The 17,338-nt window shown below is 72.3% G+C and carries 18 protein-coding genes and 1 pseudogene; 7 read left to right on the top strand and 12 right to left on the bottom strand.

Annotated features, from left to right (window positions below; translation table 11 throughout):
• Window positions 1–103: 103 nt before the first annotated feature.
• The 4 genes from AB0M30_RS34860 to AB0M30_RS34875 form a co-directional block, all read right to left on the bottom strand.
• Window positions 104–769 (bottom strand): TetR/AcrR family transcriptional regulator, encoded by a 666-nt coding sequence (locus AB0M30_RS34860; RefSeq protein ID WP_364592841.1) that lies wholly within the window; start codon window positions 767–769, stop codon window positions 104–106.
• A gap of 90 nt (window positions 770–859) precedes the next feature.
• Window positions 860–2,551 (bottom strand): NAD(P)/FAD-dependent oxidoreductase, encoded by a 1,692-nt coding sequence (locus tag AB0M30_RS34865; RefSeq protein WP_364592844.1) that lies wholly within the window; start codon window positions 2,549–2,551, stop codon window positions 860–862.
• Window positions 2,548–3,291: a carbon-nitrogen hydrolase family protein gene (locus AB0M30_RS34870; protein WP_364592847.1), complete on the bottom strand. Its 744-nt coding sequence runs from the start codon at window positions 3,289–3,291 to the stop codon at window positions 2,548–2,550. Before AB0M30_RS34870 ends, AB0M30_RS34865 begins: the two co-directional genes overlap by 4 nt.
• Window positions 3,288–4,679: an amino acid permease gene (locus AB0M30_RS34875; protein ID WP_364592850.1), complete on the bottom strand. Its 1,392-nt coding sequence runs from the start codon at window positions 4,677–4,679 to the stop codon at window positions 3,288–3,290. The genes AB0M30_RS34870 and AB0M30_RS34875 overlap by 4 nt, the downstream gene beginning before the upstream one ends.
• Window positions 4,680–4,890: 211 nt before the next feature.
• Here AB0M30_RS34875 and AB0M30_RS34880 point away from each other — a divergent pair, with 211 nt between their 5' ends.
• Window positions 4,891–5,724, top strand: coding sequence for a MarR family transcriptional regulator (locus AB0M30_RS34880; protein WP_364592853.1), 834 nt, complete (start codon window positions 4,891–4,893; stop codon window positions 5,722–5,724).
• A 126-nt stretch (window positions 5,725–5,850) separates the two neighbouring features.
• Here AB0M30_RS34880 and AB0M30_RS34885 read toward each other — a convergent pair whose 3' ends face one another.
• From AB0M30_RS34885 to AB0M30_RS34910, 6 genes are all read right to left on the bottom strand, one after another.
• A complete protein-coding gene (locus tag AB0M30_RS34885) occupies window positions 5,851–7,140 on the bottom strand; it encodes a HAMP domain-containing sensor histidine kinase (RefSeq protein WP_364592856.1) in 1,290 nt (429 codons plus the stop codon).
• Window positions 7,141–7,142: 2 nt separating this feature from the next.
• Window positions 7,143–7,853, bottom strand: coding sequence for a response regulator transcription factor (locus AB0M30_RS34890; protein WP_364592859.1), 711 nt, complete (start codon window positions 7,851–7,853; stop codon window positions 7,143–7,145).
• A gap of 46 nt (window positions 7,854–7,899) precedes the next feature.
• Window positions 7,900–8,562 carry an IclR family transcriptional regulator gene (locus AB0M30_RS34895; RefSeq protein ID WP_360174895.1) on the bottom strand — a complete coding sequence of 221 codons (663 nt, stop codon included), beginning with the start codon at window positions 8,560–8,562 and terminating at the stop codon, window positions 7,900–7,902.
• Between the two features lie 222 nt (window positions 8,563–8,784).
• Window positions 8,785–9,597: a sugar phosphate isomerase/epimerase family protein gene (locus tag AB0M30_RS34900; protein WP_364592863.1), complete on the bottom strand. Its 813-nt coding sequence runs from the start codon at window positions 9,595–9,597 to the stop codon at window positions 8,785–8,787.
• Window positions 9,597–10,739, bottom strand: a complete 1,143-nt coding sequence (locus AB0M30_RS34905) for a dihydrodipicolinate synthase family protein (RefSeq protein WP_364592866.1) — start codon at window positions 10,737–10,739, stop codon at window positions 9,597–9,599. Before AB0M30_RS34905 ends, AB0M30_RS34900 begins: the two co-directional genes overlap by 1 nt.
• An 81-nt stretch (window positions 10,740–10,820) precedes the next feature.
• Complete coding sequence (locus tag AB0M30_RS34910) at window positions 10,821–11,861, bottom strand: LacI family DNA-binding transcriptional regulator (RefSeq protein ID WP_103337538.1); 1,041 nt, start codon at window positions 11,859–11,861, stop codon at window positions 10,821–10,823.
• 215 nt (window positions 11,862–12,076) lie between these two features.
• On the opposite strand from AB0M30_RS34910, the gene AB0M30_RS34915 reads away from it, so the two are divergent.
• The 4 genes from AB0M30_RS34915 to lpdA all read left to right on the top strand — a co-directional run bounded on the left by AB0M30_RS34915 (window position 12,077) and on the right by lpdA (window position 15,711).
• Window positions 12,077–12,481, top strand: a complete 405-nt coding sequence (locus tag AB0M30_RS34915) for a nitroreductase family deazaflavin-dependent oxidoreductase (protein ID WP_364592869.1) — start codon at window positions 12,077–12,079, stop codon at window positions 12,479–12,481.
• 79 nt (window positions 12,482–12,560) lie between these two features.
• A complete protein-coding gene (locus AB0M30_RS34920; protein ID WP_364592872.1) occupies window positions 12,561–13,322 on the top strand; it encodes a lysophospholipid acyltransferase family protein in 762 nt (253 codons plus the stop codon).
• Between the two features lie 32 nt (window positions 13,323–13,354).
• Window positions 13,355–14,218, top strand: a complete 864-nt coding sequence (locus AB0M30_RS34925) for an alpha/beta hydrolase (RefSeq protein WP_364592875.1) — start codon at window positions 13,355–13,357, stop codon at window positions 14,216–14,218.
• A 101-nt stretch (window positions 14,219–14,319) separates the two neighbouring features.
• Window positions 14,320–15,711, top strand: a complete 1,392-nt coding sequence (lpdA, locus tag AB0M30_RS34930) for a dihydrolipoyl dehydrogenase (protein ID WP_364592877.1) — start codon at window positions 14,320–14,322, stop codon at window positions 15,709–15,711.
• Here the strand turns inward: lpdA and AB0M30_RS34935 are convergent.
• Complete coding sequence (locus AB0M30_RS34935; RefSeq protein WP_364592880.1) at window positions 15,701–16,147, bottom strand: GNAT family N-acetyltransferase; 447 nt, start codon at window positions 16,145–16,147, stop codon at window positions 15,701–15,703. The genes lpdA and AB0M30_RS34935 overlap by 11 nt on opposite strands.
• Before the next feature lie 22 nt (window positions 16,148–16,169).
• On the opposite strand from AB0M30_RS34935, the gene AB0M30_RS34940 reads away from it, so the two are divergent.
• Window positions 16,170–16,742, top strand: a complete 573-nt coding sequence (locus tag AB0M30_RS34940; protein ID WP_364592883.1) for a nucleotidyltransferase family protein — start codon at window positions 16,170–16,172, stop codon at window positions 16,740–16,742.
• Window positions 16,743–16,887: 145 nt separating this feature from the next.
• Here AB0M30_RS34940 and AB0M30_RS34945 read toward each other — a convergent pair whose 3' ends face one another.
• Window positions 16,888–17,277 carry a hypothetical protein gene (locus tag AB0M30_RS34945; protein ID WP_364592886.1) on the bottom strand — a complete coding sequence of 130 codons (390 nt, stop codon included), beginning with the start codon at window positions 17,275–17,277 and terminating at the stop codon, window positions 16,888–16,890.
• Here AB0M30_RS34945 and AB0M30_RS34950 point away from each other — a divergent pair.
• Window positions 17,252–17,338: pseudogene (locus AB0M30_RS34950) on the top strand (hypothetical protein); the annotation flags it as partial. The gene AB0M30_RS34945 and the pseudogene AB0M30_RS34950 sit on opposite strands and share 26 nt — an antisense overlap.

The following is a 17,338-nucleotide window of genomic DNA, read 5'->3' on the forward strand; positions in this document are numbered from 1 at the left end:
ACTTGACAGTGCCCCGGCGTACCGTGGGCGTGCGTCGGTGGTTCGCCCACTGACCCGGAGCCCCTGGCGCCCTCCTCCCCCTCGTGGCGCCGGGGGCTTCGGTCTACCCGGAATCACCCTGCCGCGGCGCCGGCGGCTCGCTGTGCGGCGGCTCCGCCTGGATGGCCGGGAAGATTTCGCCGACCAGGGTCACGAGCGACTTCGAGAGCAGCAGGTGCACCTGGGCCCGCGTCAGCGAGCCGCGCACGAGCCACTCCCGGCCCGCCGCCTTCACCATCCCGCCGAACGCGCGCACCAGCGCGTTGAGCTCCGGCCCGTGGTCGCTCTCCCGGGACAGCCCGACGGCCTCCAGCACGCGGTCGGCGGATTCGCGGTCGGCTTCTTCGAGGATGCGCTCCACCTCGAGGTCGCGGCCGATGCCCTCGGGCGCGATCGCGGCCAGCCACATCCGCTCCTGGCTGGTGACCATGTCGAGGAACCACTCGATGGCGACGTCGGCGCGCAGTTCGAGCGGCCCGTCGGGGAGGATCTCGACGGCCAGCCGCGGCACGGTCAGCGCGCGGCGGATGATCTCCAGGTACAGCTCGCGTTTCGTGCCGAAGTAGTGGTTGATCAGCCCCCGCGCCACCCCCGCCGCGGCGGCTATGTCCGAAGTGGACACTGCGGAATAGGGACGCTCACCGAACAGCCGCGCCGCACAAGCGTAGATCTGTTCCTTCCGTTCGTCCGGTTCCAGTCTTCGCCATCTCGGCGCCGGCTCGGTGTTCATCCGCCCATCGTCGCACGGGCCGTTGCGCCGGGCAGAGTAGTGAGCACGATGTCGGATGTACTGCCGGCCCAATACACGATCGGGGCACGGTCAGTCCGGCAGCGTGATCGGCGCGATGTCCGCGAAGCCGTCACCCGGGCCCGGATTCGCCGGATCGGTCGTCCCGCCGAAGTGGTGCAGCACGCCCCACACCGCGTTCAGCGCCGTCTGCACCGCGCCCTCGGCCCAGCCCGCGGTCCACGAGATGTCGTCGCCCGCGAGGAACAGGCCCCGGTACCGCGCCGGCAACTCGTCCTGCACGAAGTGCGTGAACAGCCGCTGCTGGTAGCGGTAGTGGCCGGGCAGGTTCGCCTTGAACGCGCCCATGAAGTGCGGTTCGGCCTCCCAGGACACGGTCACCGGGTCGCCGATGATGTGCCGGCGGACGTCGACGCCGGGGTAGATCTCGCGCAGCGACTGCAGCATCACCTCGACGCGCTCGCCCACCGGAAGCGGCAGCCACTTCAGCGAGTCGTCGGCCCACGTGTAGGACAGGCAGATCACCGCGGGCGCGTCCGGGTCGTCGCCGAGCAGGTACGTGCCGCGCGGCATCCGGTCGGTGAGCGTCATGCTCATCGCGTCGCGGCCGGTGCCTGCGTCGCGGTCCAGCCAGAACGGCCGGTCGACCGGCACGAACACCTTCGACGACGCCATGTAGTGCGTGCGCTCGATCGCCGTCCAGTGGTCGATCGGGAACAGCGCTTCGTCGCACTCGATGTTCGACAGCAGCATCCAGCTCTGCGCGGTGAACACCGCGGCCGGGAACGTCCGGATGTGCCCTTCGGTGTCCGTCACGGTGATGTTGCCGGGCGCCGTCCGGTGCAGCCGCGCGACGCCGGGTTGCGGCCGGCCGCCGTGCAGCGTGCTCAGGCTGGTGCCGGCCGGCCAGAAAGCGATGTCTTCCGGGGCGTGCTCCCACAACCGCAGCGGCAGCTGCCTGCTGCCGCCGGCGATGCTGCGGTGCTCGTCGTCGGCTCCGGTGTAGACGACGCGCAGGATCTCCAGGATGGAGTTCGGGAAATCGGTGTCCCAGCCGCCGGTGCCGAAGCCGACCTGGCCGAAGATCTCGCGGTGGCGGAAGGAGGCGAACGCGGGGGAGTCGCAGAGGAACCCGTAGAACGTCTGGTTGTCCAGCCGGGGGACGAGCTCGTTCCACAGCCGCTTGATCGTCTTCGCGTCGCGGTCGCGGATCGCCGTCTGCATCTCGGCGAAGGACGCGTGCTCGGCCAGGGTCCGGTCCCACGCCGCGGCGACCTCGCGGAAGACGGCGGGCAGGTCTTCGGGCGTCCGCGCGTAGTGGCTCTCTCCCTTCAGGTCCACGACGGTGCTCGGCGTCCCCGGCGCCAGCGGGTTCGGGAACGGCGTGGTCTCGAGCCCGACCTTGTCGATGTAGTGGAACAGCGCGGTGGACGCGGGCGGGAAACGCATCGCGCCCATTTCGGCGACGACGTCGTCCGGGCAGCCGGGGAACCGCACGGTCCGCAGCCGGCCGCCGAGCTCGGCGACCTCGTACACCACCGGCCGCAGGCCCAGCTTCATCAGCTCGTACGCGGTGACGATGCCGGAGAGGCCGCCGCCGATCACCGCCACCTCGGTGCCGTGGCGCCCGGCGGGCAGCGAGCCGAGGCCGGCGGGGTGGGCGAGGTAGTCGTCGTAGGCGAACGGGAAGTCCGGCCCGAACATCGTGATCGGGCGGCCCGCCGGTTCGTCGTGGTGGATCGCGGTCGGGACGGCGGAGGTCATGCGGTGGTTCCCCGGTACAGTTCGGGCCGTCGGTCGGCCAGGTGGGTGTTTTCGAGGCGGGACGCGGCCAGGGCGTCCCGCGTGACGCCGGCGGCGATCACGCCGGGCCCGGCACCGGCGCGGGCGAGCACCTCGCCGGTCGGGGCGACGACGCAGGACCTCCCGCAGTAGGTCAGCTCCCGCTCGGTGTCGCAGCGGTTCGCGTAGGCGACGAACAGCTGGCTTTCGTAGGCGCGCGCGGGCACGAGCGTGTCCGCGACGATCTCGTAGGGACTCATCAGCGCGGTCGGCACGACCAGCAGCTCGGTGCCGGCGAGCGCGTGCGCGCGGACCAGCTCCGGGAACTCGACGTCGTAGCAGATGAGCAGCCCGACCCGGACGCCGCCGAGGTCGGCCTGCACCACGGCCTCGTCGCCGGGGGTGAACCAGGCTTTGTCGAGCTCGCCGAAGAGGTGCGTCTTGCGGTAGTTGGCCAGCCGCCGCCCGGCCGCGTCGACGAGCTGGACGCTGTTGTAGACGTGCTCGCCGTCGGTTTCCGGGTAGCCGTACGCCAGCGCGGTGCCCGTCCGCCGCGCCAGCGCGGACAGCCGGGCCGCCGTGGGCCCGTCGGCGGGTTCGGCGAGCTCGTGCGTGCGCGCGCCGATGTGGTAGCCCGTCGTGATCATCTCCGCGGTGACGACGAGGTCGGCGTCGATCCGCGGCAGGTCGCCGAGCGGGCCCTGGTGGATGGCGACCCTCATGCCAGCCTCGACTTCCGGATCCCGTAGCCGAAGTAGATCAGCAGGCCCAGGGCCATCCAGGCGCCGAAGACCAGCCAGGTGGCGCCGTCGAGGCTGAGCATCATGTACGCGCAGCAGAGCACGCCCAGGATCGGCGTCACCGGCGAGAGCGGCACGCGGAACGAGCGCGGGCGGTCGGGCTGGCGCTTGCGCAGCAGCAGGACGGCCACGTTGACCAGCCCGAACGCGAACAGCGTCCCGATGCTGGTGGCGTCGGCCAGCTTGCCGAGCGGGATGAAGGCGGCCAGGACCGCGACGAAGGCCGAGACGACCAGGGTGTTGATCCGCGGCGAGCCGGTCTTCGCGTCCACTTTGGACAAGGCGGGCGGGACGAGCCCGTCGCGGGACATCGCGAACAGGATGCGCGTCTGTCCGTAGAGGACGGTCAGCACGACGCTGGAGATCGCCACGATCGCGCCGACGGCCAGCAGGCCGGCCCAGAACGGGTTGTCCGAGACGACGTCGAGCACGTGCGAGAGCGCGGCCTCCTGGCCGTCGAACTGCTGCCACGGCAGGGCGCCGACCGCGGCCACGGCGACCAGACAGTACAGCACGGTGACGATGCCGAGGGAGAGCAGGATCGCGCGCGGCAGGTCGCGTTGCGGGTTCTTCGCCTCCTCGCCGGCGGTCGAGGCCGCGTCGAAGCCGATGTAGGAGAAGAACAGCTTGGCGCCACCCGCGCTCAGCCCGGCCAGCCCGAGCGGCAGGAACGGCGTGAAGTTCTTCGCCTGCACCGCGCTGAAGGCGATCGCGCAGAACAGCACCAGCGTGCCGATCTTGACCACGACCATCACCGCGTTGGCCCGCGCGCTCTCCTTCGCGCCCGACAGCAGCAGGAGCATCGCGAGGACGACGACGAGGATGGCGGGCACGTTGACGACACCGCCGGAGCCCGGCGGCCGGCTCAGCGCGTCGGGGATCGTGAAGCCGAAGGCCAGCCGCAGCAGTTCGTTGAGGTACTGGCCCCAGCCGACGGCGACGGAGGCGACCGAGACGCCGTATTCGAGCACCAGGCACCACCCGCAGACCCAGGCGACGAGCTCGCCGAGCGTGGCGTAGGTGTAGGAGTACGACGAGCCGGACAGCGGGATCATCCCGGCCAGTTCGGCGTAGGACAGCGCCGAGAACATCGCCGTGACGCCGGCGAGCACGAAGGAGAGCACCACCGCCGGGCCGGCCACCGGGACGGCTTCGCCGAGCACCACGAAGATGCCGCTGCCCAGCGTCGCCCCGATGCTGAGCATGGTGAGCTGCCCGAGGCCGAGCGACCGCCTCAACGTGCCATGATCACCTTCGGCGACCAGGTCGGCGACCGGTTTCCGCCGCACCGTCGCGGCTCGCAAAGTCATGCCGACGACGGTAACGGTCGTTTCCGGAGCGGAAAACACGAGAACATTGCACGTACAGATGAATCACAGGTGATTCATTGCACAGCGGAGTCGGATCATGGCGATTCGTTCCACGGCGAAATTTGGTCAAGCCTGGGTGTCGGATCCGGCGTGAGCCGTTCGTGGAGGGGGTGAGCGGCCGCCACGAGGGCGCCGCCACGAACCACAGGGGATGAAGATGTCCGAGCCCGTCGCGCGCCGCATGTACGACCTGGTCGAGCCGATCGGCCTGGTGCCCTACTTCGCCGACGAGTCCGACGAGGCCCTGCTGGCGCTCGGCCTGCGCAACGTGTGGGACGCCTACTTCGCCGGCCGGGCCGCGCCGCTCGGGCGTGGGGTGCCGGCCGAGGTGGTCCACGCGATCTTCTACAACTTCGCTCCCGGCGAGGTGGCCCGGCACCTCCCGCGGGTCTGGGAGCTGACCACGCCCGAGGCGGCGCTGTCCGCCCGCGAGCGGGGCTGCGTCGCGGGGATGCGGCGGATCCTCGGCGCCCTCGCCGACGACCCCGGCGTCGCCCGCGCCGGCGACCTCCTGCTGAAGGCGGCGACCAGCGCACCGGTCGAGGGCCGCCCCCTCTACGCCGCCTTGCGCGCGCTCCCGGTACCGGAGGAGCCGGTGGCCCGGCTCTGGCACGCGGCGACCCTGCTGCGCGAGCACCGCGGCGACGGCCACACCGTCGCGCTGGTGGCCGAGGGCATCGGCGGGACGGAGGCCCACGTGCTCCACGCCCTGTCCGTCGACCTGCCCCCGAAGGACTTCGGCCGGGTCTGGCACCTCCCCGCCGCGCAGCTGGACGCGGTCATCGACGGCATGCGCGCCCGCGGCCTCGTCGGCACCGACGGCTGGCTCACCGAGGCCGGCCGGGCCACGAAGGCCCGCGTCGAAGCCCTGACCGACCGGCTCGCGGAAGCCCCCTACAACGCCCTGACCCCCACCGACCTCGCCCACCTCATCGCCGACCTCGAACCCCTCTCGAAGGCCTTCCGGACCACCTTCCCGATGTGATTCCCGAGCCATCACCCGTGATTGAGGGGTCGACGCGCGTGATTGACGGGTCGACACGGCCCGGCCGTCGTGTCGACCCTCCAATCACGCGAGTTGACCCTCCAATCACGTGAGTTGACCATCAGGTCACGCCGGGGCGGCGGGTAGGAGGAGGGTGAACGTGGGCGGGTCCGGGCGGCTCAGCCGGAGGCGGCCGCCTTCGGCTTCGGCGAGGCCGCGGGCCAGGCGCAGGCCGATGCCGTGGCCGGTGGGCGTGGTCGCGAACGGGTCCGTCTCGCCGAGGTCCGGGCCTTCGTCGGCGACGTCGATGGCGAGCGCGTCCCCGACGTCGCGGGCCAGCACCGTGACCGTGCCGCGCCCGTGCGTCGCCGCGTTGTCCAGCAGCACGCCGAGCACCTGCCGGACGGCCGCGGCCGACGCGTGCGTCGGCGGCGGGTCCTCGCGGAGGATCCGCAGACTCCGTCCCCGCGGCCCGAGCAGGGCTTCGCCCGTCTGCCGGAGCTCGTCGAGGAGCCGGCCGAGGTTCAGCTCGGCGCGTTGTCCTCGGCGTTCCCGGCCCAGCGCCAGGAGGTCTTCGATGGTGCGTTCCAGCCGGTCGGCCGAGGCGATGCCGGCGCGGATCGCCGCGTACGGGTCGGCGGCCGGGGTCTCCAGTGCGGCTTCGAGCTGCAGGCGCAGCCCGGTCAGCGGGGTGCGCAGCTGGTGTGACGCCTCCGCGGAGAACGCGCGCTCGCGTTCCAGCGTTTCGCCGATCCGGGTCGCGGTCGCGTCCAGCGTCTCGCCGACCTGGTCGATCTCGGGGATGCCCGCGCGCGGCGACCGGACGGTGAAGTCGCCGTCGCCGAGCCGCCCGGCCGCGGCGGCCAGCTCCTCCAGGGGCCGGACGAGCCGCTTCGTGAACCGCCGGGCCAGCAGCCAGCTCGCTCCGATCGCCCCCGCCGCCAGCAGGGCCATGGCGTGCCAGGTGAGCGCGATCCGCACGGTCAGCGTGGACGACGGCATCGCGGACCGGACGACCCCGGTCACCTTGGACCCGCTGAGCACCGGCACGGCCAGCACCAGATCGTCGCCTTCGCTTCCGGTGACGACGTCCATCGTGGCGCTCGCCGCCTGCTGCTCGATCGGGCCGGCGATCGCCGGGCCGTGCCCGGCGATCAGCCGCCCGTCCGGGCCGTAGACCCCCACCTCGGTGTCGGCGTCGTCGCCGTCCCCGTCGCCGTGCCGGGGCACCTCGGGCGGCAGCCCGGCGTCCAGCGCATGGGACACCGCGAGCGCGACCGTGTCCGCGGCCCGTTCCAGCTCGGTGGTGACGTCGTCGTGGTAGTACCGCGTCGCGGCGATGCCCAGCGGCAGCGCGAACAGCACGGTCGAGACCACGGCGGCCAGCACCGTGAGCGAAATGATCCGGCGGCGCACGGCTACCCTTCGGCGGCGGTGCGCGCCGGGTCTTCCAGCCGGTAGCCGTGCCCGCGCAGGGTGGCGATCCGCGGCACCTGGTCGTCGGGCCCGGCGGCCGCCGAGAGCTTGCGGCGCACCGCCGCGATGTGCACGTCCAGCGTCTTCGTCGAGCCGTACCAGTGCGCGTCCCAGACCTCGGACATCAGCGTCTCCCGGCTGACCGCGACGCCGGGCTGCTCGGCGAGCCGGGCGAGCAGGTCGAACTCCTTGGCCCGCAGCACCACTTCACGCCCGCCCAGGATGGCGCGGCGGCCGGCGATGTCGACGGTCAGCCCGGCGATGGTCACCGGGGGCCGCGCCCCGGCCGGTGCGCCGCGCCGCAGGTGCGCCCGCACCCGGGCGAGCAGTTCGCCCAGCCGGATCGGCTTGGTGAGGTAGTCGTCGGCCCCGGCGTCGAGCCCGACGACGACGTCCATTTCCTCCTGCCGCGCGGTGAGGATGACCAGCACCGCGGCGGGCAGCGCGGCCCGCAGCCGGCGGCAGACCTCGACGCCGTCCAGGTCGGGCAGCCCGAGATCGAGCAGCACGAGGTCGAAATCGCCGGGTTCGGCGGCTTGCAGGGCGGTCCGCCCGTCGCGGCGCCAGCACACCTGGTGACCGTGCAGTCGCAGGGTCGATTCGAGCACGCTGCCGATCGCCGCGTCGTCTTCCACCACCAGCAGGTTCGGCATGCCGGAAGCCTAACCAACCGCACCCGGGATTCCGGACGGCTGTGGCCTATTCCGCCCGCGTCGCGAGGCCGATCTGCGATATCCGCACCGAAGCGGCAGCAAGAGCCTCGGTGAACGCGGCGACTTCACCGGGCCCGAACCGGCTGCTGGGCCCGGTGATCGCGAGGGCCGCCAGCAGCCGCCCGTCGCCGTCGTGCACCGGCGCGGCGACGCTGGAGGCGCCCGGCTCCGGCTCCCCGTGACTGACCGCGGCGCCCTCGGCACCGTCGAGAACGCGCCCGGCGGCCCCGAAGCCGAGCGGCAGCTCATCCCCGACGCGGCCGACGTGCCGGATGGCCAGCGGTCCCTCCTGCTGGGCCACGCAGACGAGCACGGCGGTGCTGCGCACGTAGAGGTTCACCGTCTCCCGGCATTCCCGCGCCAGCTCCCGCAGCACCTGGCGGACCGGCTCGGGCAGCTGCCACGCCGTGTTCGCCAGCTGCGCCCACCGCAGCATCCCGGGCCCGACGGTGATCCGCCCGTCCGGCCGGGTCCAGAGCAGGCCGCGCTGTTCGCAGGTGGCGACCAGCCGCAGCACGGTCGTCTTCGCCAGGCCGCTGGCCGTCGTGAGGTCCTTGACCGCCCAGGTCCGGCGGTGTTCGGTGAAGAGGGCGAGCAGGTCGAACGCGCGGAGCACGCTCCGGACCGATCCGTCTTCTTCTGCCTTCATGAGCGACCCCGTCCGCCTGGTGGACCCAGAGTACCGCCAGGCGGACCGAATTAGGTCACGTGTCGCTCGAACGCCGCAATGGTCGCGGCGCGCAAGTCGGCTCCCGGCTGGGCTCCGCAGGTCCGCGTTGGCCGGGGCGGTGGTCGCTGGCCGTGGCTCAGTGGCGGGCCGGGGCGCGAGGGCGTCGCGCGCGTCGACTCGGCTGTTCGCCGCGGGGATGGGTCAGGCGACGTGCCGCTCGAACGCCGCAATGGTCGCGGCGAGCACGTCTCCACCCGGCTGGGCCCACAGATCCGCGTTGAACACCTCGACCTCGATCGGCCCGGTGTAGCCCGCGGCCTCCACCGCCGCGCGCAGGTGGCGGTGGTCGATCGGGCCGTTGCCGGGCAGGGCGCGGCCCAGCAGCGGGTCCGGGAGCGGCACCAGGATGTCGCACACGTGGAACCCGGCGATCCGCCCGGCGGCCGCGGCGATCGACTCCTCGATCCGCGGGTCCCACCAGACGTGGAACTCGTCCACGACCACCCCGACCTGGTCAACGGGGTGCTCGAGCGCGATCGCCAGCGCCTGGTCCACAGTGGACAGCACCGATCGCTCCGCGCACTGCATCGGGTGCAGCGGCTCCAGCCCCAGCCGGACCCCGCGCTCCCCGGCGTACGGCGCCAGCGAGCCCACCGCGTCGGCGACCCGCTGCCGGGACGCGGCGAGGTCGTTGCCCGCGATCCCGCCCACGACCAGCACGAGCACGTCGGCGCCGAGCGCGGCGGCTTCGTCGATCGCCTCGCGGGTCTGCGCCACACCGTCCACAGGGGACCCCTCCGGCGTCACGCCGGTGAAGAACCCGCCGCGGCACAACGACGAAACCCGCACCCCGTGCTCCTTGAGCAGCCGCGCGGTCTCGTCGACACCGGTCTCGGCGACCTTGTCGCGCCACAGCCCGATCCAGCCGACGCCCGCCTCGGCGCAGCCGGCCACCGCCTCGGGCAGCGACCAGGACTTCGTGGTGATCTGGTTGAGGCTCAGCCGGGGGTCCATCACACCACCCCCGCGACCTGCAGCAGCGGCCGCATCCGGGCCTCGGCCAGCTCCGGGTCGGCCAGCACGCCGGCCTCGTCGGCCAGGCGCAGCAGCGTCGCCAGGTGGGTGATCGTGCGCGCGGATTCCTGGCCCGCGATCATCCGGAAGTGGTCCTGGTGGCCGTTGAGGTGGGCCAGGAACACCACGCCCGTCTTGTAGTGCCGGGTCGGCGCGCGGAAGATCTCGCGGGCCAGCGGCACGGTGGGGTCGAGCAGGGCGCGGAACCCGGCTTGGTCGCCGTCGTCCAGACGACGCAGCCCCGCCGCGGCCACCGGGGCGATCGGGTCGAAGATGCCGAGCAGGGCTTCGCTGTGGCCTTCCGCGTCACCGGCGATCAGCTCGGGGTAGTTGAAGTCGTCGCCGGTGTAGCAGGCGACGCCGTCCGGGAGGGCCCGGCGGAACTCGATCTCGATCTCGGCGTCGAGCACCGAGACCTTCACCCCGGCGATCGTGGCGGCGTGCTCGGCGCAGAGCGACGCCAGCTCGCGGGCGGCGGCGCGGACGTCGTCGTGGCCCCAGTAGCCGGCCAGCGCCGGGTCGAACTGCTCGCCCAGCCAGTGCAGCAGGACCGGGCCGCCCGCCTCGGAAAGGAGCTTCCCGTACGCCGCGTGGTAGTCGTCCGGGCTCTGGGCGGCGGCGGCCAGCGCGCGGCTGGCCATCACGACCGGGATCGCGCCCGCGCCGGAGACCAGGCCGAGCTGCTCGCGCCAGGCGTCCACAATGGACGACACGGTGGCCGGTCCCGGCGGCAGCTGGTCGGTGCCGACCCCGGCGCACCAGCGCCGCCCGGCCGCGACCGCGCCGGTGCGGGACACCAGCTCCCGCGTCGTCGCCCAGTCGAGGCCCATCCCGCGCTGCGCGGTGTCCATCGCCTCCGCGACGCCCAGCCCGCACGACCAGAGGTGCTCGCGGAAGGCCAGCGTCGTGTCCCAGTCCACGGCGTAGGGCTCGTCGGCCAGCGCGTCCGCGACGACGTGCGCGGCGGCGTAGGCGATGCGCGACGCCGGCGGCGGCTGTGGTGTCTGCGGGGGCGCGGGCGGCCGTGGCCCGGACGGCGACCAGTTCAGCAGCTCGCCGCCGGGGGCCGGGAGCACGAGCATCGAGGACCTCCGGAAGGGTCAGAAAGCGCTTTCTCGACCCACGGTAGGGCCTGTGCCGCGCCGCGACAAGGCCCGGTGGGGTCAGCGCTTCGGGCGTCCGGTGCTTTCGCGCAGGACGACTTCGCCGGACAGCCGGACCGTCCGCGGCCGGGTGCCCGCGGAGCCCTTGATCGCCATGTCCATCGCGCGTTCGCCGAGCTCTTCCAGCGGCAGCCGGACCGTGGTCAGCGCCGGGGCCAGGTCGCGGACCACCGGGATGTCGTCGAAGCCGGCCACCGAGATGTCGCCGGGCACGGACACGCCTTCCTCGCGCAACGCCGTCAGCGCGCCGATCGCCATCACGTCGGTGACGGCGAACAGGCAGGTCGGCAGCTTGCGCTTGCGGCCGGCGAGCAGCCGCTTCGTCGCCTCGTAGCCGCCGTCGCGGCTGAACGCGGCCTCGACGACGTCGTCTTCGCGCAGTTCGATGCCGTGCGCGGCGAGCTCGCCGGAGAAGCCGGCCAGCCGGTCGATCACGGTGCTCAGCCGCCGCGGCCCGGCCAGCACGGCGAACCGCTTGTGGCCGAGGCCGACCAGTTCCTTCGCCAGTGCCGCGGCGCCGCCCTTGTTGTCCGGCTGCACGGTGTCGATCTTGAGCCCGCGGTGCCGGCTGACCGCCGCGACCTGGCCGCCGCCGCGGCGGTAGGGCTCCAGTTCGGCCGCCATCGCGCGTTCCCACGCCCGGTCCTCGAACGCCGAGCCGATGAGCAGGATCGCCGCGGCCCGCTGCGCGCGCAGCGTCGAGACGTAGGCGACCTCGCGGTCCGGGTCGCGGAACGTGCCGGCGAGCATGACGAGCAGCCCGTTGTCGGTGGCCACCCGCATCACCCCGCCCGCGATGGCCGCGAAGTACGGGTCGCTGACGTCGTGGCAGATCACGCCGACCGTCCGGTGGGTGCCGCCGGCCAAGGCCTGGGCGTGCGCGTTGGGGGCGTAGGCCAGCTCGGCCGCGGCGGCGGACACCCGCTCCCGCAGGTCGGCGCGGACGGACGCGGTGCCGTTGAGCACCCGCGACGCCGTCGCGAGCGAGACGTTCGCGCTGCGTGCCACGTCTTCCAGTGTCACGTGCGGCCGGGCCTTCATGGCTGGCTCCTCCAAGGTCGGTCTCGAGTGTCTCCGCGTGCTCGGTCGGTGCAATCTACTGGGAGGGGGGTGTGTCCCGAGAAGCCGCTGCTCGGGGGACCTCACCCGAACGAGTGAAACTCACGGGAAGATCGCGCGTGTCGCGTGTGTTGGCAACAAGGAGAACCTTCAAGTGGTGAGCCCGCCACTGCCGATCGACGCGAAAGGAACCACGCATGCTGTTCGGTGACGAGCACGTCCGCCGCTACGAGGAGACCGACGGCGAGGTCGGCCACGAGTGGAAGGAAGGCGTCCCGACACTGGTCTTGACCACCAAGGGCCGCAAGACCGGGCAGGAGCGCAAGTTCGCCCTCATCTACCAGGAAGTCGACGGCAACCCGGTGATCGTGGCCTCCAAGGGCGGCGCGCCGAACCACCCCGGCTGGTACTTCAACCTCGTCGAGCACCCCGAGGTCGGCGTCCAGGTCAAGGCAGACAAGTTCACGGCCCGTGCGCGCACGACCTCCGGCGAGGAGCGCGCGAAGCTGTGGGAAAAGCTCGCCGCCGTCTGGCCGGACTACGACGAGTACGCCAAGAAGACGGACCGTGAGATCCCGGTCGTGGTGCTCGAGCGGGTCTGAAAGTTTTTCGCTGTGATCTGCGCCGCGTTCGGCGCGGGCGCGGGCCGATCCGGCCGCTCGTGGGCTACGAATGACACCCATGGGCCACTGGACCGCGCTGGATCTCGAGGGTGAGCTGCTCACCCGGCGCCAGATGATCGCCTACGGCCGGCGCTTCGCCCGCGCCGGCCGTGGCGCCTGGTACAGCTTCGCGATCGAGGTGGTCTGGCAGTTCCTCGTCCAGACCACCCGGTTCCGCGTCCGGGGTTCGCACCACATCCCCAAGTCCGGCGGGGTGCTGGTGGCGTCGAACCACCTGTCGTTCGCCGACCCGACGACGCTCACGGCGTTCTGCCTCGCCTCCGGCCGCGTGCCGCGTTACCTGGCGAAGGCGTCGCTGTGGAAGCTGCCGGTGGTCGGCCGCGTGATGCGCTCCGGACGGCACATCCCGGTCTACCGCGGCGCGGCGACGGCCGCGGAGGCCTACCGCGACCTGGTGGCATCCGTCCGGGCGGGCGAGTGCGTCGCGATCTTCCCCGAAGGCACCTTCTCGAACGACCCGGCCGGCTGGCCGATGCGCGGCAAGACCGGGGTGGTCCGGGCGGCGCTGGAGACCGGGGCGCCGGTGATCCCGGTGGCCAACTGGGGGACCCACCACCTGCTGCCGTCGACGGCGAAGCTGCCGCGCGGGCTGCCGCGCAAGACCGTCGAGCTGGTCGCCGGGCCGCCGGTCGACCTCTCCGACCTCGTCGGCCGCGAACTGACTCGGGCGGTGCTGGAGGAGGCCACGGCCCGGATCATGGCCGCGATCACCGAGCTGCTGGCGTCGATCCGGGGCGAGACGCCGTCGGTCGCCGCCTGAAAACTGTCGGTGGTGGGTGAGAACCTGCCCGCATGACGATTTCCGGGTTCTCCTTCGAGCGGGTCCCCGTCGGGGACGTGCGCCTCGGCGTCGCGCACGGCGGCGCCGGGCCGCCGGTGGTGCTGCTGCACGGGTTTCCGCAGACCCACCTCGCCTGGCGGCACGTGGCCGGGTCGCTGGCGCGCGACCACCGGGTGATCTGCCCCGACCTGCGCGGTTACGGCGGCAGCGACAAGCCGCCGGGTGACTACTCGAAGCGGCGGATGGCCGCCGACGTCGTCGCGCTGGCCCGCGCGCTGGGGCACGAACGGTTCGCGCTGGCCGGGCACGACCGGGGTGCGCTGGTGGCGTTCCGCGCGGCGCTCGACCACCCCTCGGCGGTCAGTCACCTAGCGGTGCTCGACGTCATCCCGGCCGTGGACCTGTGGCCGTCGCTGACGGGCACCGGCGGGGTGTTCGCGTTCCACCTGTTCCTGCTCGCGCACCCGCCACCGCTGCCGGAGCGGCTGCTCGGCGCGGCGCCGTCGGAGTTCTTCGGGCACTTCCTCGACGCCTGGACACGGGATCCGCGGGCGATCCCGCCGCCGGTCCGGGCGGCGTACCTCGAGGCGGCTTCGGCGCCGGAGGCGATCGCGGCGGTGTGCGCGGACTATCGGGCGAGCGCGACGGTGGACGTGGCGCACGACGAGGCCGACCGCGCGGCCGGGCGGCGGCTCTCGATGCCGGTGGCCGCGTTGTGGCAGCGTCCGGTGGCCGAGCTGCCCTTCGATCCGGCGGCGGTGTGGGGCTCGTGGGCGCCCGATCTGCGGACGCACGTGCTGGACTGCGGGCACTTCCTGCCCGAAGAACGGCCGGACGAGGTGGTCGCCGCGCTGTGTGAACTGGTCGCCGCCTGAGGCCCGGGTCACCCCGCCGGAGAGTGCCCGGAAGGGTATTCCGCCTTCCTCCCCACCGCCACCCTCAACGGATGCGCTTCGCGCCGCTGTAGATTCGAGATATGAGTGCACAACACTTTGATGTCGTCGTGCTGGGGGCCGGAGTGGGCGGCTACGTCGCGGCGATCCGCGCGTCCCAGCTGGGGCTGAGCGCCGCGGTGGTCGAGGAGAAGTACTGGGGTGGCGTCTGCCTGAACGTCGGGTGCATCCCGTCGAAGGCGCTGCTGCGCAACGCCGAGCTGGCGCACGTGGTGACGCAGGAGGCGAAGGCGTTCGGCATCTCCTCCGACAGCCCGATCAAGGTCGACTACACGGCCGCCTACGAGCGGAGCCGGAAGGTCGCCGACGGGCGCGTCAAGGGCGTGCACTTCCTGATGAAGAAGAACAAGATCACCGAGTTCGACGGGCACGGCACCTTCCTCGACGACCACACCCTCGAGGTGAACGGCGAGCGGATCACGTTCGGCCACTGCGTCATCGCGACCGGCGCGACCACGCGGCTGCTGCCGGGGACTTCGCGCAGCGAGCGCGTGGTGACCTACGAAGAGCAGATCCTGTCGAGCGAGCTGCCCTCGAGCATCGTGATCGCCGGCGCGGGCGCGATCGGCGTCGAATTCGCCTACGTGCTGCACAACTACGGCGTCGACGTCACGATCGTCGAGTTCCTGGACCGGATGGTGCCGCTGGAGGACGCCGAGGTGTCGGCGGAGCTGGCGCGCCGGTACCGCAAGCTCGGCATCAAGGTGCTGACGTCGACCCGCGTCGAGTCGATCGACGACTCGGGCTCGTCCGTGCGGGTGACGGTGTCCTCGGAGAAGAACGGCGAGCAGGTCCTCGAGGCCGACAAGGTCATGCAGGCGATCGGCTTCCAGCCGCGCGTGGAGGGCTACGGCCTGGACAAGACGGGGGTGGCCCTGACCGACCGCGGCGCGATCGCCGTGGACGGCCGCGGCCGCACGAACGTCGAGCACATCTTCGCGATCGGCGACGTGACGGCGAAGCTGATGCTGGCGCACGCGTCGGAGTCGATGGGCGTGGTGGCGGCGGAGACGATCGCGGGCGCGGAGACGATGGAACTCGACTTCCCGATGATCCCGCGCGCGACGTACTGCCAGCCCCAGATCGCCAGCTTCGGCTGGACGGAGGAGCAGGCCCGCGAGAAGGGCTTCGACGTCCAGGTGGCGAAGTTCCCCTTCACGGCCAACGGCAAGGCCCAGGGCCTGGGCGATCCGGGCGGCTTCGTGAAGCTGATCAGCGACGCTCGCCATGGGGAACTGATCGGCGGGCACCTGATCGGCCCGGACGTGACGGAGCTGCTGCCGGAGCTGACACTGGCCCAGCAGTGGGACCTGACGGTGCACGAGGTGGCGCGGAACGTCCACGCCCACCCGACGCTGGGCGAAGCGGTGAAGGAAGCGGTGCACGGCCTCGCCGGCCACATGATCAACCTGTAGGGACGTCGAAGCGGAGCTCCGGCCGGTCCCAGCGGACCTTCGGCGGGTTCGCCGGGATCGTGCCGGTGCGCCGCGCGCCCATCCGGACGTAGAACGCCAAGGCGGGCGGGTGCGACACCACGCGCACGCTGTCCAGCCCGCGCTCGCGGGCTTCGGCGAGCATGTGCTCGATCAGGCGGGCGCCGATGCCGAGCCCCTGCGCCTGGTCGGCGGCGAAGAGCAGGTCGAGTTCGGCGGCCAAGAGCGTGTAGAAGCCCAAGATTTCGCCGTCCCTCGTGGCGGTGAAGGTCGGGTGGGCCTCGACGTACTCGGGCGTGACCGCGTACCCGGCCAGGATGGACGCGTAGTCGCCTTGGTAGGCGGAAGAAGCGTGCATCAGCGCGGTCAGAGTGCCGGCCTGGCCCGGCGCGGCGCGGACGATCTCGATCTGGCCCATGCCGCCAGCCTACGATGACGGGATGACGGACCTCGACCGGCTGCGGAACGTCCTGTCCCGCAACGAAACCCTCGTCGAACTGCTGCGGCGGGCGCGCGGGTTCGACCTGCCGGGCTGGTACCTCACCGCCGGGTGCGTCGCGCAGACCGTGTGGAACGTCTTGACCGGCCGGGAAGCGACGCACGGCATCCGGGACTACGACCTGTTCTACCACGACGCCGCGGACCTGAGCTGGGAAGCGGAGGACCGCGTCATCCGGTCGGTCGCCGCCGCGTGCGAAGACCTGCCGGCCGACGTCGAAGTGCGCAACGAAGCCCGCGTGCACCTCTGGTACGAAGCGAAGTTCGGCACGCCCTGCCCGCCCTTCGCGAGCACCGAGGCGGCGATCGACGCCTTCCCGGCCGTCTGCTCTTGCGTCGGGGTGCGGCTCGCGCGCGATGGCTCGTGGCACTTCCACGCGCCGCACGGGCTCGACGACCTCTTCGCCATGGTCGTCCGGCCGAACCCGGTGCTCGCGCCGCGGGCGGTCTACGAACGGAAAGCCGCCCGGTGGTCGGCCGGGTGGCCGGAACTGACCGTCTTGACCTCGAGGTAACTCGAAGTATCAGACTGACGCTCGTGAAAGCTGTGGCGTTCACCGAATTCGGCGGCCCCGAAGTGCTCCGCGTCCTCGACCTGCCGGAGCCGCACGCCGGGCCGGGGGAGGTTCGCGTTCGGGTCAAGGCCGCCGGGGTGCAGCCCTACGATGCCGCCGTGCGGGGTGGGTGGGAACCGCCCGGGCTGGCGCTCTCCTGGCCGCGCGTGCCCGGGAACGAGTTCGCCGGCGTCGTGGACGAGGGCGAACTCGAGGCCGGTACCGAAGTTCTCGGCTTCACCGCCGTGCGGGCCGCCGCCGAGTACGTCGTCGTGCCCGTCAGCGATGTCACGCCGAAGCCGCCGGAAATGTCGTGGGAGGTCGCCGGCGGGTTCAGCGCCGGGATGCAGACCGCCTCCTTCGCGCTGGAAATGCTGAACCCGCGCGAAGGGGAGACGCTGCTCATCCACGGGGCCGCCGGGGCGGTCGGCACCGCCGCCGTGCAGCTCGCGAAACTGCGGGGCGCGCGGGTGGTCGGCACCGCGAGCGCGGTCAACCAAAACTACCTGCGCGAGCTGGGTGCGACCCCCGTCGTCTACGGCGAAGGGGTGAAGGAG

This window comes from Amycolatopsis sp. NPDC051716 (assembly GCF_040681595.1).
Lineage (GTDB): Bacteria > Actinomycetota > Actinomycetes > Mycobacteriales > Pseudonocardiaceae > Amycolatopsis.